The organism is Allobosea sp. 05T422_2, assembly GCF_056396265.1.
Genome location: NZ_JBFTLD010000146.1, coordinates 1 through 15,754, shown reverse-complemented (window position 1 = coordinate 15,754; position 15,754 = coordinate 1). Strand labels below are relative to the sequence as shown.

The 15,754-nt window shown below is 65.1% G+C and carries 16 protein-coding genes; 8 read left to right on the top strand and 8 right to left on the bottom strand.

What is annotated here, in order from left to right; all coding sequences use genetic code 11:
- The 3 genes from AC1DJT_RS22525 to AC1DJT_RS22515 form a co-directional block, all read right to left on the bottom strand.
- The coding region (locus AC1DJT_RS22525) for a type I restriction enzyme HsdR N-terminal domain-containing protein (RefSeq protein ID WP_476834899.1) at window positions 1-701 on the bottom strand (701 nt) is incomplete at its 3' end.
- Between the two features lie 119 nt (window positions 702-820).
- Entirely contained in the window at window positions 821-1,726 is a 906-nt protein-coding gene (locus AC1DJT_RS22520) for a LysR family transcriptional regulator (RefSeq protein ID WP_441489010.1), read from the bottom strand.
- A 70-nt stretch (window positions 1,727-1,796) separates the two neighbouring features.
- Window positions 1,797-2,795, bottom strand: a complete 999-nt coding sequence (locus tag AC1DJT_RS22515; protein WP_441489011.1) for an L-threonylcarbamoyladenylate synthase — start codon at window positions 2,793-2,795, stop codon at window positions 1,797-1,799.
- 162 nt (window positions 2,796-2,957) lie between these two features.
- Here AC1DJT_RS22515 and AC1DJT_RS22510 point away from each other — a divergent pair, with 162 nt between their 5' ends.
- Window positions 2,958-4,733 (top strand): acyl-CoA dehydrogenase family protein, encoded by a 1,776-nt coding sequence (locus AC1DJT_RS22510; RefSeq protein ID WP_441506524.1) that lies wholly within the window; start codon window positions 2,958-2,960, stop codon window positions 4,731-4,733.
- Between the two features lie 17 nt (window positions 4,734-4,750).
- Here the strand turns inward: AC1DJT_RS22510 and AC1DJT_RS22505 are convergent, their stop codons facing one another.
- Entirely contained in the window at window positions 4,751-5,539 is a 789-nt protein-coding gene (locus tag AC1DJT_RS22505; protein WP_441506525.1) for a class I SAM-dependent methyltransferase, read from the bottom strand.
- A 77-nt stretch (window positions 5,540-5,616) separates the two neighbouring features.
- On the opposite strand from AC1DJT_RS22505, the gene AC1DJT_RS22500 reads away from it, so the two are divergent.
- The 4 genes from AC1DJT_RS22500 to AC1DJT_RS22485 all read left to right on the top strand — a co-directional run bounded on the left by AC1DJT_RS22500 (window position 5,617) and on the right by AC1DJT_RS22485 (window position 9,021).
- Complete coding sequence (locus tag AC1DJT_RS22500; RefSeq protein WP_476834898.1) at window positions 5,617-6,477, top strand: SDR family NAD(P)-dependent oxidoreductase; 861 nt, start codon at window positions 5,617-5,619, stop codon at window positions 6,475-6,477.
- Window positions 6,478-6,491: 14 nt separating this feature from the next.
- Window positions 6,492-7,352, top strand: coding sequence for an SDR family oxidoreductase (locus tag AC1DJT_RS22495; RefSeq protein ID WP_441489015.1), 861 nt, complete (start codon window positions 6,492-6,494; stop codon window positions 7,350-7,352).
- A gap of 100 nt (window positions 7,353-7,452) precedes the next feature.
- The gene (locus AC1DJT_RS22490; protein WP_441506527.1) at window positions 7,453-8,442 is read left to right on the top strand and encodes a magnesium transporter CorA family protein; all 990 of its coding nucleotides are present in this window, start codon (window positions 7,453-7,455) and stop codon (window positions 8,440-8,442) included.
- 93 nt (window positions 8,443-8,535) lie between these two features.
- Entirely contained in the window at window positions 8,536-9,021 is a 486-nt protein-coding gene (locus AC1DJT_RS22485) for a hypothetical protein (RefSeq protein ID WP_476834897.1), read from the top strand.
- A gap of 12 nt (window positions 9,022-9,033) precedes the next feature.
- On the opposite strand, the gene AC1DJT_RS22480 is transcribed toward AC1DJT_RS22485, so the two are convergent.
- Together AC1DJT_RS22480 and AC1DJT_RS22475 are read right to left on the bottom strand one after the other, a co-directional pair.
- The gene (locus AC1DJT_RS22480; protein ID WP_441506529.1) at window positions 9,034-9,600 is read right to left on the bottom strand and encodes a hypothetical protein; all 567 of its coding nucleotides are present in this window, start codon (window positions 9,598-9,600) and stop codon (window positions 9,034-9,036) included.
- Window positions 9,601-9,604: 4 nt separating this feature from the next.
- Window positions 9,605-10,651, bottom strand: coding sequence for a cysteine synthase A (locus tag AC1DJT_RS22475; RefSeq protein ID WP_441506530.1), 1,047 nt, complete (start codon window positions 10,649-10,651; stop codon window positions 9,605-9,607).
- Between the two features lie 192 nt (window positions 10,652-10,843).
- Between AC1DJT_RS22475 and AC1DJT_RS22470 the strand changes: the two genes are divergently transcribed.
- Together AC1DJT_RS22470 and AC1DJT_RS22465 are read left to right on the top strand one after the other, a co-directional pair.
- Window positions 10,844-12,097, top strand: coding sequence for a class I SAM-dependent RNA methyltransferase (locus tag AC1DJT_RS22470; RefSeq protein WP_476834896.1), 1,254 nt, complete (start codon window positions 10,844-10,846; stop codon window positions 12,095-12,097).
- Between the two features lie 13 nt (window positions 12,098-12,110).
- Window positions 12,111-13,517 carry an FAD-binding oxidoreductase gene (locus tag AC1DJT_RS22465; RefSeq protein WP_476834895.1) on the top strand — a complete coding sequence of 469 codons (1,407 nt, stop codon included), beginning with the start codon at window positions 12,111-12,113 and terminating at the stop codon, window positions 13,515-13,517.
- 41 nt (window positions 13,518-13,558) lie between these two features.
- Here the strand turns inward: AC1DJT_RS22465 and AC1DJT_RS22460 are convergent, their stop codons facing one another.
- Window positions 13,559-14,296: an SOS response-associated peptidase gene (locus AC1DJT_RS22460; RefSeq protein ID WP_476834894.1), complete on the bottom strand. Its 738-nt coding sequence runs from the start codon at window positions 14,294-14,296 to the stop codon at window positions 13,559-13,561.
- 90 nt (window positions 14,297-14,386) lie between these two features.
- Between AC1DJT_RS22460 and AC1DJT_RS22455 the strand changes: the two genes are divergently transcribed.
- A complete protein-coding gene (locus AC1DJT_RS22455; protein WP_441506532.1) occupies window positions 14,387-14,887 on the top strand; it encodes a hypothetical protein in 501 nt (166 codons plus the stop codon).
- Window positions 14,888-14,932: 45 nt separating this feature from the next.
- Here AC1DJT_RS22455 and AC1DJT_RS22450 read toward each other — a convergent pair whose 3' ends face one another.
- Window positions 14,933-15,661, bottom strand: coding sequence for a TlyA family RNA methyltransferase (locus AC1DJT_RS22450; RefSeq protein ID WP_441506533.1), 729 nt, complete (start codon window positions 15,659-15,661; stop codon window positions 14,933-14,935).
- Window positions 15,662-15,754 lie beyond the last annotated feature (93 nt).

The window sequence follows — 15,754 nt, the reverse complement described above, 5'->3', positions numbered from 1 at the left end:
GAAGTAAAGACGTCGTTGAAAGCTGCCTTGCTGATTGCTCTATACCCATCAATAGCATTGGCTCGAATGTGCTTGATGTCGTTCTCTTTGAGAAGAAAACGAGTAAATTCGACAGATGGTTCGTTGAACTGATCAGAAAGGTAGTCGAAGAAAGCTCTGTGGGTCAGGCTTCGCCTCGCGTTCTCGGCGACAGTTTCAGGGTCGAACTTTCCTTTGGTTAAAGCAAATAGGCCTTCAATTACCGTGTCTGAAATCTGGGCTTTGGCAACTTTATCGAAGTCGACGATCAAAAATGGATCATCGTCCATTAAATTGGGTTCAGCTGAATCGACGAAGAATTCGTAGATTATTCCGTCTGTCAGCATGCCCAGTTTGACGGATTTTGCGGCGTTAAAGTAGCTTTTAAGTTGACCTCGATCGTCCTTTCTGCCGTTTCCTGCGGTTTTGCATTCGATCGCTATGACTGGCTTCATGTCTTTCAGGATAGCGTAATCTACCCGATTTCTGTATTTTTCTGAGAAATCGGCCGCGTGCTCTGCCGCGACTTCGGTAGGGTCTCTGTCATCATAGCCAAGAACAGATATGAATGGCAGTATCAGTGCGACCTTAGTTGCTTCTTCATTCTTGATGTGCTCGCGAACGCGTTGCACCCGCTCGCTGAAAGACACTAGGTTCGCGCGAAAATCGTCAATCGTAGCCATTTTGAATTTGCTCCCCCTCCCAAAGCAGTTAGGGCAAGCTTAGCGTGTGTCCTAAGGTATGCTCAATCTAATATGATAGCTTCCCTCTGCGTGAAGGCGGGGGCGAAGTAGGCTGACGCTCAGCCCGTCCCCTCGATCAGGCCGCGGTGCTTCGCGAGTTCGTTTCCGCAAAAGTCCATGAAGGCGCGCACCCGCGGCGCGTTGCGGATATCGGGATGGGTCAGGATCCATAGCCCCGTCGAGAAATCCGGATTGGGCGCCGTCAGGCGCGTCAGGCTGGGGCGTTGATCGGCGATGAAGCAGGGCAGGGGGCCGATGCCGATCCCCTGTTCGACGGCTTCGGTGAGGCCGAGTACGGCCGAGCATTTGAGCGCGATCCGCTCCGGCGCGACATGGTCGCGGACATGGCGTGCCGCCTTTACATAACCGAGCTGGTCGCCGAGCGTGACCCAGTCCCGTTCGAAGAGGACGGCAGGATCGGCGGCTTCCTCCGAGGTGAGCCCGTCCTCGCTGCGGCCATAGATCGCCCAGTTCAGTGTCGCGAGCCGGCGCCCGACCAGGGTTTCCCCGGGCGAATCGCTGGCCCGGATCGCGACATCGGCGTCGCGCTTCGAGAGGTTGAGCGTCTGGTAGCCGATGGCGACATCCAGCCGGATTGCCGGATGCGCCTGGCGGAACGCCGCGAAGATCGGCAGCAGCATGTTGAGGAAGAGCGTATCGGTCGTGGTGACGCGGACCTCGCCGGACGGGGCGACATCGCGCCCGGCCAGGCGCCGGTCGAAGGCGGTGACATCCTCCTCCATGCGGCTCGCCAGGACGGCCATCTCTTCGCCGGCGCAGGTAGCGACATAGCCCGTCTTGTGGCGTTCGAAGAGGGGCAGGCCGAGCTGCTCCTCGATCTGCCCGAGCCGGCGGAACACGGTGGAATGATTGACCCCAAGAGCAGCAGCCGCACCCGTCAGGCCGCCGTGATCGGCGATCGCCTTGACCAGCCTGAAATCATCCCAGGCGAGATTGGACTTCATCGACGCAGGCTCCGGTTGCGGCGGCAGCATCGCGATATCTTGCGCAATTGCAAGGCGCTGTTTGCGGGGCTCAGCGCGGTGCCGCAGCGCGCCTCAGCCGGTCGTTGATGGCTTCCCCGAGGCCGTGCGCGGGCACCGATGCGATCGCAATCGCCTTGGGGCCCTGCGCATCGAGCTGGCGCATGTAGCCGAAGAGATTGGCTGCAGCTTCCGCGAGATCGCCGCGCGGGCTCAGGTTGAGCGAAATCGCCGGCGCGACGAAGCCCGCTGGCTCCGGTCCGAAGCCGAGCCAGGCTTCTCCGGTGCGGGGCGCTTCGGCGTCCAGCCGCACCGCGGCAGCGGGCGCGTAATGCGAGGCGAGCAGTCCGGGCGAAATCGGTGCGGCGCCAGCCTCGCCGGCGAGCACCAGCGGGCGGCCGATCACGCCCTCGATCGCCGCGCGGGAGACGCCGCCCGGTCGAAGCAGCCTGGGCGCCCCATCGAGGCAGGCGATGATCGTCGACTCGACACCGACCTCGGCCGGCCCGGCATCGACCACGGCATCGATCCGGCCATCGAGATCGGCCAGCACATGCTCTGCGCTGGTGGCGCTGACCCGGCCCGACCGGTTGGCGGAGGGTGCGGCGATCGGGCGTCCGGCTGCTTCGAGAATGGCATGGGCAAGCGGATGCGACGGCACGCGCAACGCGACGGAGGCAAGCCCGGCGCGTGCCAGCTCGCTGACCTGGCAGGCGGACGAAGCCGGCACCACCAGCGTCAAGGGGCCCGGCCAGAAGGCCTTTGCCAGTGCCAGCGCATTGGCGTCGAACAGGCCCTCGCGCCGCGCTGCCTCGACGCTCGGCAGATGTGAGATCAGCGGATTGAAGCTCGGCCGCTCCTTTGCCGCATAGATGCCGGCGACGGCGTGGCCGGATGTCGCGTCGGCCGCCAATCCATAGACGGTCTCCGTCGGCAGCGCGACGAGGCCTCCGGCGCGCAGCAGGCGCGCGGCCTCGGCAATGCCTTCGGCATCGGCCTGCAGAATGCGGGTCGGACGTATCCCGGAGCCCGTTGACCTGGAATGGTTCATATATAAACTGTGTTGTGCGGCAGTGCGTATGGCGGAAAGTCGTGAGGCTGGCGCGTGGCGAAGGGGATAGTTCGTCGCTAACATCGCCGTCAACGCATAACGACGGCAGCAGACCTTGCGCCGGCACATTGCCAGGCGGGCAGGGCATTCAGGGAGAAGGCCATGAGCTATCGCGCCCCGGTCGAGGACATCGTCGCCACCTTGCGCCATGTGGCAGGGCTGGACCGGCTCGTTGCCGATGGCCTGGCCCCCGAGCTCGACGGCGGAATGACCGAAGCGATCCTCGGCGAGGCGGCGAAATTTGCGGGCGATGTGATCGCGCCGCTCAATATGGTCGGCGACAAGGTCGGTTCGACGCTGAGGGATGGCGCGGTGTCCACGCCGCCCGGCTGGAAGGAGGCCTACAAGGCCTGGGCCGAGGCTGGCTGGAACGCACTGCCGGCTCCGGAAGCCTATGGCGGGCAGGGCCTGCCGGCGCTGGTGCAGTCGGCCTGCACCGAGATGTGGAACTCCGCCGCCTTCGCCTTCGCGCTTGGTCCGCTGCTCACCGTCGGTGCGATCGAGGCACTGCATACCCATGGCTCGGCGGAACTGAAGGAGACCTATCTCGCCAAGCTCGTCTCCGGCGAGTGGATGGGTACGATGAACCTCACCGAACCGCAGGCCGGCTCCGACCTCAACGCGCTGCGCTCGAAGGCCGAGCGCGCCGGGGACGGCACCTATCGCATCACCGGCCAGAAGATCTTCATCACCTATGGCGAGCACGACATGACCGAGAATATCGTGCATCTCGTCCTTGCCCGACTGCCCGATGCGCCTCCCGGCACACGCGGCATCTCGCTCTTCCTCGTGCCGAAATACCTCGTCAACGCAGATGGAACGCTCGGCGGCCATAACGACCTGCGCTGCTCCGGGATCGAGCACAAGCTCGGCATCCATGCCTCACCGACCTGCTCGATGGCCTATGGCGACAATGGCGGAGCGATCGGTTGGCTGATCGGCGAGGAGAACCGTGGCCTCGCCTGCATGTTCACGATGATGAATAACGCCCGGCTGAACGTGGCGCTCCAAGGCGTCGCCATCGCCGAGCGGGCCTATCAGCAGGCGCTCGCCTTCGCGCATGAACGCAAGCAGGGCGCGGCACTCGATGCGCCGAAAGGCGCGCCGATGAGCCCGATCATCGTGCATCCCGACATTCGCCGTATGCTGATGGAGATGCGGGCCAAGACGCAGGCGGCGCGTGCGATTGCCTACATGGTCGCGGAAGCGCTMGATCGTTCGCATCGCGAGACCGATATCGGCAAGCGCAAGCAGGCCGCCGAACGCACCGCGATTCTGACGCCGGTGGCGAAGGCCTATGCGACGGATATCGGCGTCGAAGTCGCCTCGACAGGCATCCAGGTCCATGGCGGCATGGGCTATGTCGAGGAGACCGGCGCGGCCCAGCATCTGCGCGATGCCCGCATCGCCACGATCTACGAGGGGACCAACGGCATCCAGGCCATCGATCTCGTGCAGCGCAAGCTGCCGCTGTCCGGCGGCGATGCCGTCAGGGCGTTGATCGCCGAGATGCGGGGCGTGGCGGACGAGGTTGCGGCGGCCAACACGCCCGGCTTCGGCCGCACCGCCGATCGGCTGAAGAGCGCGGTCGACGCGCTGGAGCGTGCAACCGAGTGGATGCTCGCGACCATGGGGGCGAAACCTGCCGAGGTGCTCGCCGGTGCGACGCCCTATCTCAAGCTCTTCGCGCTGGCGCAGGGTGGAACCGGGCTGGCGAAGAAGGCGCTCGCCATGCGCACTGAGGAAGGCGGCGCCGCAGCCGTGGCGACTGCCCGCTTCTTTGCCGAGCATGGCGCCATCGAGGCCCCGGGGCTGGAACTCGCCGTGACGGAAGGCGCTGGCGCCGTGACCGAGGCCGACATGGTCTTCGCCGCGTGAACGGGGCGCCGTGCGCCTCAGCCGGCCTTGCGCACGCGCATGTGCAGGAACAGCGGCGCGACGCGGGTATCCGCGAGATAGGGCTCGCGCGCCGCCGTTTCGGCATCGACCGTCGGCTCGTGCATATGCTCGATGGTGAAGCCMGTCGTGATGAGGAGGTTGACCCACTCGCTCAGTGTGCGGTGGAAGCGCGGCACCTTGAACGGCTCGACCTTGGCCTTCTCATGCTCGGGCGCAGCGCCGAAGCGCCAGGTCTCGATCTCGCCATCGGTGGCGCGGAAATACTCGCGCACCTCGATCCCGAATACGGTCTTGTTCTCGTCGCGCAGAACCCGCCGGAACGGCGTGGCGAAGCAAGGGTGCAGGATCGAGAATTGCAGGAAGCCGCCGGGTCGCAGGACGCGTTCGGCTTCGGCCAGGACGCGATCCTGCCGCGGCATATCCATCAGGGACATGAAGGCGGTCGCGAAATCGAAACTCCCGTCGGCGAAGGGCAGATCCATGCCGTCGGCGACCTGGTAGGCGATGCCGAGCGGAGCGACCGCTTCCGCCTCCCGTGCATGCCGAATGAAGGTCGGCGCGATATCGATGCCGGTCATCCGCGCGCCGGCCTGCGCAATGCGGCGCGTATTGGCGCCTTCGCCGCAGCCGATGTCGAGCCCCTCGAGCCCGGCGACAGAGGGCAGGTTCGCCATGAAGGCCGGCGTGTTCTGGGCATCCCGATAAAGGTCGTAGCCGGCGCGCGCATGGCGCGTCCAGGTTTCGGCATTGGCCTCCCAGCAGGCGGCGACGTCTGCGCTGTCCATTCCGGCTCTCCTGATTCGGGGGACGGTCCGTCTAGAGGATTGCCGATGCCTGCGCTACCGGAATTGTCGCTCCGGTGGTGACCAGCGCCGACCTTGCGGCAGCGCCGCTCGCTAGCCGCATCTGCCTCGTTGCGGGAGCCTCGCGCGGCCTGGGGCGCGGCATCGCGCGGGCCCTGGGCGAAGCAGGGGCAACCGTCATCGTTACCGGCCGCTCCAGCGAGGCCGGCCCCCGCACGGACCAGCGGCCGGAGACTTTTGAGGACACGGCGCGCGAGGTCGAGGCGGCCGGCGGCAAAGGGCATCCCTATCGCTGCGACCATACGCAGGAGCGCGAGGTCGATCAGCTTGTCTCCTGGGCTCTGCGACGCTTCGGCCGGCTCGATTGCGTCGTCGATGCGGTCTGGGGCGGCAATGAGGGCTATGACGGCGACAGGTACCCCGACGGATCGGCCTTTGGCACGCCGTTCTGGCGCCGCCCGGCTGCACGGTTGGGCCAGGGCTTCGAGAGTGGCGTCTATGCGCAGCTCCTGCTGGCGAAGGCCGTTGCGCCGGCCATGGTCCAGATGCGCAAGGGGCTGATCGTCACCGTGGGTTTCGATACCGGTGCGGGCTATCTCGGCGATGTCGTCTACGATCTCGCCAAGGCTGCGATGAACCGGCTGACCTTCGCCATGGCGCAGGAACTCAGGCCTTACGGTGTCACCGCGCTCGGCCTCTCGCCCGGCCATGTCCTGACCGAGCGCGTGCAGGATGYCGGCATGGCGGCCGAGACGACGGAGACGCCACTCTATGCCGGCAGGGCCGTCGCCGCGCTCGCCGCTGATCCCGATGTCAACCGGCACGCCGGGACCGTGCTGCATGTTGCCGATCTCGCGCGAGCCTATGGCTTCACCGATAAGGACGGCACTCAGCCGGACCGTTTCACCATTCCAGATTGAGAGGGAGAGAGACCATGTCGCTCAAGAACAAGACGCTCTTCATCACCGGCGGCTCGCGCGGCATCGGGCTCGCGATCGCGCTCAAGGCGGCCCGCGACGGCGCCAATGTCACCATTGCCGCGAAGACGGCCGAGCCGCATCCGAAGCTGCCGGGCACGATCCATACCGCCGCCGCCGAAATCGAGGCCGCCGGCGGAAAATGCCTGCCGCTGATGGTCGATGTGCGCGATGAGGCTGCGGTCGCGGACGCCATTGCCAAGACGGCAGCCACCTTCGGCGGCATCGACATCGTCGTGAACAATGCGAGCGCGATCAATCTGACCAACACGCAGATGACCGACATGAAGCGCTTCGATCTGATGCACCAGATCAACACGCGCGGCACCTTCATGGTCTCGAAATATGCGATCCCGCATCTGGAGAAGGCGGAGAACCCGCATATCCTGATGCTCTCGCCGCCGCTCGACATGAAGACGCACTGGTTCGCGCCGCATCTCGCCTATTCCATCGCGAAATACGGCATGAGCCTGTGCGTGCTGGGCCTGGCCGGCGAACTCGCCCCGAAGGGCATCGCGGTCAACGCMCTCTGGCCCCGCACCACCATCGCGACAGCGGCCGTCCAGAATCTGCTCGGCGGCGACAAGATGGTGCAGGCGAGCCGCACGCCCGAGATCCTGGCCGATGCGGCGCATATGATCTTCCTGAAGTCGTCGCGGCAGTTTTCCGGCAATTTCCTGATCGACGACAGCTTCATGGCCGGCGAAGGCGTCACCGACTTTTCGGCCTACCGCGTCGATCCGTCAGTGCCGCTGATGCCGGACTTCTTCGTGCCCGCCGACAGCAAGCCGCCAGCCGGTGTGAAGGGCGGGGTGTGAAGCGCGCCGCGAGGCGCGTCATCGGTTTGACATCGTTGGTGGCTTGGAGTTCCTGCCCTGCAGCAAAGCGGCCTGTCGRCTGCCGACGAGTCGCTCCCCTATGCTCCTGATCCACAGCATCTGCCCCGACCATGGCGACCGGTTGGCCCATCGCCCGCTCTCGGAGGATGAGCCGATCCCGGTKGGAGCCGTCTGGATCGATCTCCTCAATCCGACCTCCACGGACGACAAGCGGGTCGAGGCCCATCTCGGCATCTCGATCCCGACGCGCGAGGAGATGCATGACCTCGAGCCGTCCGAGATCATCTATACCGAGAACGGCGCCCATTACATGACGGCGCGGGTAATCTGCCAGTCGGACAGCAATGTCCCCAAGCTGGCGGACGTCACCTTCATCCTGACCGAGAAGGCGCTGGTGACCGTGCGCTATGACGAGCCCGGTGCCTTCGGCATCTTTCTCAACCGGGTCGCCAAGCCGGGCGGCTGCGGCATGCAGCCAGAAGCCATCATGGAAGGGTTGATMGAGGCCATCGTCGACCGAGCCGCCGAGGTGCTGCGCGGTGTCGGCGACAAGATCGACGGTGCCTCGCGCCGGATCTTCGACGGCAAGGCGGCCGAGGTCGAGCAGGGCAGCGCCTATCAGGGCGTGATCCAGAAAATCGGCCAGTACGAGCACATCATCTCGAATGTGCGCGAGAGCATGGTGGCAATCGAGCGCGTGCTGCTCTTCCTGTCGGCCAATTACAAGCGGCCGAAGAAGGCCGCGAGCGGCTTCGCACCGGAATGGCGGACCTCGATTCGCGACGTCCAGGCCATCGAGGAGCACGCGACCTTCCTCTCGAGCAAGCTGCAATTTATGCTCGATGCCACGCTGGGTCTGGTCAGCATCGAGCAGAACAAGATCATCAAGCTGTTCTCGGTCGTCGCMGTCGCCCTGATGCCGCCGACGCTGATCGCCTCGGTCTACGGCATGAACTTCAAGACGATGCCGGAATTGGATTGGCAGTTCGGATACCCGATCGCGGTCGGCATGATGATCGTCGCGGCCGTGGTGCCCTATGTCTTATTCCGCTGGAAAAAGTGGCTCTGACGCCTGGATTGAAGATTGCCCGGCCCGCGATAATGGCCAAAGGTCAGGGGCTTTCCAGGCGCTGTGCCGGAAGCTTCCTTGGACCAACATCACATGAAGCGAATTCTGGCGGCGGTCGCCCTTCTGGGCGTGCTCGCGACATCGGCCCATGCGCGCAATTTCGCGGTTCCCGACAAGGATCCTGCCGTCACCATCACCGTGCCGGACAATTGGGCCACCGAGGAGATMGCCTATGGCTACTCCGCCCAGTCTCCCGGCAAGGACGTCTTCTTCTCCGTCGAATATGCCAGCGCCCGCGATGTCGAAGCGATGCTGGACAATAACGAGAAGTGGATGAAGGAGAACAACATCAAGAAGGTGCCGCCGAAGAAGGCCGAGGCGCCTCTGAATGGCATTCCTGCGACCATCCTCCAGTTCGAAACCAGCGACGACAACGGGCCGACGACAGTCGAGTTCATCATGATGTCGGCCGGCAAGAACCGCATGATCATGCTGACGCTCTKGGGCTCCGATGAGGAGCGCACGAAGCATGGCAAGGCGATCGACACGATCATGAGCAGCGTCAAGCCGATCCAGTAGATYGCTGCTCCGTCATCGGGGCGAGAGGCGCTGGAGCAGCGCCTCTCCGCGCGGCGACAGGCGATAGCCGCTCGTCAGGCTTTCCGTCAGCCCGAGCGCCTTGAGTTTGCGCACATCCTGCTTGAACGGAAGGGTTTCTCTGCCAAGCAGTGCCGCAAGCTCTGGTGCGCGCCGTGCCGGATGAGCCGCGATCAGTGCGAGCGTCGCCAGCGTCCAGGCCCGGCGCGCGTCGAGGCGCATGAGGCGCGTTTCGATGTCGTGCATCTCCGGCTCGCCAAGCTCGGCCTCCGCCCGCAAGGCGATGCGTGGATCTGGCCCGGCAAGCCGCAGGCGGATCCGGTAGAGCTGGCCCTCGCGGCTCGAAAGCTCTGCAAGCAGGCTTTCACGCATGACATGTCCTCCGGCACGCGCGTCGTCCTCGCTGATCTCCGCGACCGGATCGACATCCTCGATCGCCAGCAGGCCGATGCTCGTCAGGAGCGTGCCGCCCGCCCTGACGCTGGGCCGGCGCCAGCGGCGGAACACAAGCGTGACGCGCCCGGCTGCGATGCCATCCAATGTCCTGCGGTTCAGCAGCACGGTGTCACGCCAGCACGCGGGCCATCACGTCCTTCAGGCCCTCGCTGCCGCGCGTCAGCCAGCCAGGAACGGGCAGGCCCTTCGAGCGCAGGAATTCCGGATTGAACAGCTTTGACTGATAGCGTGTGCCGTAATCGGCGAGGATGGTCACGATGGTGTGGCCCGGACCCATCTCCTTTGCCAGCCTGATCGCGCCGGCGACATTGATGCCGGAAGAACCGCCGAGGCAAAGCCCTTCATGCTCCAGCAGTTCGAAGACGAGCGGGATCGCCTCCTCGTCAGGGATCTGGAAGGAGACGTCGATCGGAGCGCCCTCGATATTCCGGGTGATCCGGCCCTGACCGATGCCCTCTGTGATCGAGGAGCCTTCCGCCTTCAATTCGCCGGTCGTGAACCAGGAATGCAGGGCCGCCCCCATCGGATCGGCAAGGCCGATGCGGATCTTTGGGTTGAAACCCTTCAGCGCGATCGCGGCGCCGGCAAGCGTGCCGCCGGTGCCGACCGCGCAGATGAAGCCGTCGACCTTACCGTCGGTCTGTCGCCAGATCTCCGGCCCGGTCGTCTCGATATGCCCCTGCCGATTGGCGATGTTGTCGAACTGGTTGGCCCAGATCGCGCCGTTCGGCTCACTCTTCGCCAGTTCCTCGGCGAGACGGCCCGAGACCTTCACGTAATTATTGGGATTGGCGTAGCCGACCGCAGGCACCTCGACCAGCGTCGCGCCGGCAAGCCGCAGCATGTCCTTCTTTTCCTGCGACTGCGTCTCGGGGATCACGATCACCGAGCGATACCCAAGTGCATTGCCGACGAGGGCAAGCCCGATGCCGGTATTGCCGGCCGTGCCTTCGACGATCACGCCGCCGGGTTTCAGGAGGCCGCGCGCCTCGGCATCGCGTATGATCGCGAGGGCGGCGCGGTCCTTGACGGATTGCCCCGGGTTCATGAACTCGGCCTTCCCCAGGATCGTGCAACCGGTCATCTCCGAGGCACGCTTGAGCTTGATCAGGGGCGTATTGCCGATGGCTTCGATGACACCGTTGCGGATCGTCATGATGGAAATCGCTCCTCGGGCCGAGACGCGTCTCCGGTCGGGCCGGAGCGGCGCTGCACGTCAAGATAGAGAATTTTCTTCTCGTTTCACGGGAAGAATTTTTCGAATTGCGTGGATTGGGCGACCGAATTTCCCTCTTTCGGTTCAACCTGATAGGCGAACCTAAACCGAAGGTCACAAACGTAAATCCGCATGTCCATTCTCGCCATGAACGAAACCCTCACGATCGCGCATCTCGGCCAGCGCGGCGACGGCATTGCCGAGACGTCCCAAGGGGCGGTCTTCGTGCCCTATACCCTGCCCGGGGAGACGGTGCGGGTCGTTCGCGATGGCGACCGCGCGCAACTCGTCGAGATCCTGGCGCCCGCTGAATCGCGGGTGGCGGCGATCTGCCCGCTCTTTACCCGCTGCGGCGGCTGCGCGGCGCAGCATATGCCTCCGGCACTCTATCAGGACTGGAAGCGGCAGCAGATCGTGACCGCGCTCGCCCGTGTCGGGATCGATGCGCCGGTAGCGGCGGTGGTCGATGCGCATGGAGTGGGTCGGCGCCGTGTGACCTTCCACGCCCGGCGCGAAGGCGCGGKCATGATGGTCGGCTTCATGATGGCCCGCAGTCATGACCTCATTGCCGTCGAGGCCTGTCCGGTTCTGGCTCCCGGCCTTGCGCGCGCTCCTGCCGTCGCGCAGCTGCTCGCCAACCGGCTGGGGGGCTCGAACAAGCCGCTTGACCTTCAGGTTACGACCTCCGAGGCCGGGCTCGATGTCGATATTCGCGGCCACGGCCCTGCCGGAGGCAAGCTGCGCCTCACCCTGACTGAGGTGGCCGAACGGCTCGATCTCGCCCGGCTCGCCATGCATGGCGATGTCATCGTCGAGCGCCGCCCGCCTTTGCAGGCCATGGGGCGAGCCTATGTTGCGCCCGGCCCCGGCGGTTTTCTCCAGGCGACGGCGGAAGGCGAGGAGCGTCTCGCTGCGCTCGTCGTCGATGCGCTGCCGAAGGTGAAGCGCGTGGCGGATCTTTTCGCGGGATGCGGACCTTTCACCTTCCGGCTGGCGGAGAAGGCGCAGGTTCATGCGCTGGAGAGCGACAAGGCAGCCGTGCAGGCTTTGCTCAGGGCCGCGAGCGCAACGCAAGGGCTGAAGGCCGTCACGGGCGAGCAACGCGATCTCTTTCGCCGGCCTCTGCTTGAGTCCGAGCTGAACGGCTTCGATGCGGTGGTGCTCGATCCGCCTCGCGCAGGCGCGGAGGCGCAGGTGAAGCGGCTGGCCGCGTCCAAGGTCGCGACCGTCGTCTATGTCTCCTGCGATGCCGGGAGCTTCGCACGCGACGCGGCGCTTCTGGTCGCGGGCGGATATGCGCTGGACGGTGTCACGCCGGTCGACCAGTTCCGGTATTCCGCTCACATAGAGCTGGTCGCCCGGTTTCGGCGCTCAGGCAAGAAGTGACCCCGGAGACCCTATGAGCGCTCAAGTTCTGGACCGGATGGCCGGCATCGTCGGCGCGCGCAACATCATCGCCGAGCCTGATGCGATGCTGCCCTATCTCAAGGAATGGCGGGATCTGTTTCGCGGCCAGGCGACGGCAGTCGTGCGGCCGGGCTCGACCGAGGAGGTCGCGGCGATCGTCAGGCTTGCAGCCGAGACCGGGACGACGCTGGTGCCGCAGGGCGGGAATACCGGGCTTGTCGGGGGGCAGATCCCGGTTGCCGACGGGCGTGAGATCATTCTCTCGCTGCAGYGGCTCGACAAGGTTCGTGCCGTCGATGCCGAAGGCGACACCATGATCGTCGAGGCCGGGGTTACGCTCCAGCGTGCGCAGGAGGCGGCTGAAGCGGCCGGACGGCTCTTCCCGCTCTCGCTCGCCTCGGAGGGCACTTGCACCATTGGCGGCAATCTCTCGACCAATGCCGGTGGCACCGCCGTGATCGCTTATGGCAATGCTCGTGAGCTCTGCATGGGGCTCGAGGTTGTGCTGGCTGACGGCCGCATCTGGAACGGGCTCAGGCAACTCCGCAAGGACAATACCGGCTACGACCTGAAGAACCTCTTCATCGGAGCCGAAGGAACGCTCGGCGTCATCACCGCTGCGGTGCTCAAGCTCTTCCCGCTTCCCGCGGCGCGCGCCACGGCCTTCCTTGCGCTGCCGGGGCCGGCGGAGGCGCTGGCCTTGCTCAACGCCGCCAAGGCCGGTGCGGGCGGCACATTGACGACCTTCGAACTCATGCCGCGCATCGGGCTTGAATTCGTGCTGCGCCATGCGGCCGGCACCCGTGACCCGCTTTCGGAGCCGTCGCCCTGGTACGTGCTGATGGAGGTTTCGGCTCAAAGCGCGGTCGGTCTCAATGAGGCTGTCGAATCCTTCCTGGGCGAGGCACTGGAAAACGGCCTGATCACCGATGCCGCGCTGGCCGGCTCGCTGGAACAGCGCAAGGATTTCTGGAAGCTGCGCGAGATGCTGTCGGAGGTGCAGCGTTTCGAGGGCGGCTCGATCAAGCACGACATTTCCGTGCCGTTGCACGCAACGCCGGATTTCCTGGCTCGCGCCATTGCGACGGTCGAGGCGATGATCCCCGGCTGCCGCGCGGTGCCCTTCGGTCATCTTGGCGACGGCAATATCCATTTCAATGTCAGCCAGCCGGTCGGGGCCGACAAGGAGGCCTTCCTGGCGCGCTGGAATGAGATCAATCGCGCCGTCCATGCCATCGTCACCGAGATGCATGGCTCGATCTCGGCCGAGCACGGCATTGGCCGGCTCAAGCGCTACTTGCTCCCGAGCGTGAAGGATCCGGTCGAACTCGCGCTGATGAAGACATTGAAGGCGACGCTCGACCCGCAGGGCATCCTGAACCCCGGCGCCGTGCTGTAGGACGACAGCCCGTCAGGCTTGGCTGCAGACGGGCACGCTGCTCAGAACAGGCTCCCCTGCGCCGGTGGCTCCACCGGCCGGCGCGGCTTTGCGGGCGGTGCCCGGTTTTCCGTTGCCGCGTCATAGGGGGCCTGGACTTCAGGCCCGTCATTGCTGACCCGGTTCACCGCGGTCCCGATCCGGACCGCTTCCAGCAAATCCTCCGCCGGAGGCTTCAGCAGCGTTGCGACATCGTCGTCGCGCGCGCTGGCATCGAGCCAGGCTGCGTGATCCGCAGGTGCGAGGATGACGGGGCAGCGGTGGTGGAAGGCTGACATCAGGCCGTTGGCCGGACCCGTGACCATCGCAACCGTGTCGATCTCGGAGCCGTCCTGCGAATGCCAGGTCTCCMACAGGGCGGCGAAGGCAAAGAGGCCGTGATCCGGCTTTCGGAACAGATAGGGGCGGCTCTCCTTGTCGAGCCGATGCCATTCATAGAAGCCGTCGACCGGCATCAGGCAGCGCCTGCGGCTGAAAGCAGCGCGAAAGGATGGCTTCTCGCGTGCACTCTCGCTGCGGATATTGATCACCAGCGGAAAGTCCCTGGTGTCCTTGACCCAGCCGGGAATGAAGCCCCAGCGCATCAGCAGGAACTGTCGTCCGCCTTCATGATTGCGGATGACAGGCACGGGCTGCGTCGGCGCGATGTTGTAGCGCGGCGGAAAATTGGGCTGCTCGGGATAGGCGAAGTGTTCGCGCATCGCCTGAGGCGGAAGGGTAATGGCGTAGCGACCACACATGTCGCGCTGGATGTGCCAAGCCTTACCGCTCGGATCAACACTTTATTCGGGTTTGGTCGAGCATAGTCCCGCCAATTCAGAGGCCTGAGGATGACCGCCCCCGCGATGAGAGCGCTGGCCGTTGACGCGGATGAACGGCTGGGTCCGACCGGGAAGCCCCCGCTCTCGACCGACTATCTCAATCGCTATGGCGAAGCGCTGATGCTGATCGAAATGGTGCCGGTGGATCGCGGCATCATCGAGGAACTCCGAAGCTGGCGGGCCGTTGGCTATCGCGAGCATTTCCAGACCTCGCGGCTGCGCTGCGCACCTGAGGCGCTTGCTGCCTACGACCAGCTCGACGCTCGTCAGATCGAGGCTTTCGAAGAACTCTGCCGCACCATGAGCCAGTTGATCGCTGCGGCGACCGCGCTGCTCGGGGATCTGGATGAAGGCGAGGATGTCGCGGCAGTCGTCGAGGTCGCAGCTGGAGCGTTGCGCAGTCTGATCGGTCACACCACGCTCTTCATCAACGTCAACGGCCAGATCGACACCGACGACTTCGATGTCCGCTCACTGCAGAGCAATATCGACGCCCTGTTCGCGAACTGAGTTAGCGTCCTAAGCATCGGCCCGAAAAGTGGATTGCGGTTTGATCTAACCTGGCCGGTAGCCCCCGATCAGAAACTCGCGATTGCCGTCGCCGCCCTCGATCGGTGAGGGGATCGGACCGCTGACCGCGAAGCCCAGTTCCGCGAACAGCGTCGAAATCTCCGCGCAGACTTGGGCGTGCACGGCTTCATCGCGCACCACGCCCTTCTTGAGCGCCGCTCGTCCGGCTTCAAATTGCGGCTTGATCAGCGCCGCGATCCGGGCCTCGGGCGTCAGCAGGCCGGCAACGGTCGGCAGGACGAGCCTCAGCGAGATGAAGCTGACATCGATCACGGCGAGCGCCGGAGCCGGCGCAAATTCTTCCGCAGCCAGTGCCCGGATATCGCGCGCCTCGAGGCTGGTGACGCGCGCAAGGTTCCTTAGGCTGGGATGAAGCTGGTCCCGCCCGACATCGACGGCGAACACGTGGCTCGCGCCCCGCCGGAGCAGGACGTCGGTGAAGCCACCGGTGGAGGCGCCGACATCGACACAGGTCAGCCCGGCCGGATCGAAGCCGAAGGCATCGAGCGCGGCCGCCAGCTTGAGGCCGCCACGCGAAACATAGGGATGCGGTGCCTCGGCCAGGATCTCGGCATCGCGCGCGATCATGTCCGAGGCTTTTCGCACGGTGACGCCGCCCGCCGAGACGAGGCCCGCAGCAATCGCCGCCTGTGCCCGTGCGCGGCTCTCGAAGAAGCCGCGCTCGACGAGAAGCTGGTCCGCCCGGCTCTTCATGATTTCAGCCGCCCGCGCTCAGGCGCGGCGCACGGCGTCCGGCGTGCCCAGCGCCTGCTCGACGCTGCGCACGATGCCTGCGGCGTCGAGCCC

Bases quoted from the DNA above. Each gene is read 5' to 3' on its own strand.
- AC1DJT_RS22475 (WP_441506530.1), bottom strand. From the start codon at position 10,651: ATGACGATCCGCAACGGTGTCATCGAAGCCATCGGCAATACGCCCCTG.
- AC1DJT_RS22520 (WP_441489010.1), bottom strand. From the start codon at position 1,726: ATGAAGTCCAATCTCGCCTGGGATGATTTCAGGCTGGTCAAGGCGATC.
- AC1DJT_RS22515 (WP_441489011.1), bottom strand. From the start codon at position 2,795: ATGAACCATTCCAGGTCAACGGGCTCCGGGATACGTCCGACCCGCATT.
- AC1DJT_RS22455 (WP_441506532.1), top strand. From the start codon at position 14,387: ATGACCGCCCCCGCGATGAGAGCGCTGGCCGTTGACGCGGATGAACGG.
- AC1DJT_RS22450 (WP_441506533.1), bottom strand. From the start codon at position 15,661: ATGAAGAGCCGGGCGGACCAGCTTCTCGTCGAGCGCGGCTTCTTCGAG.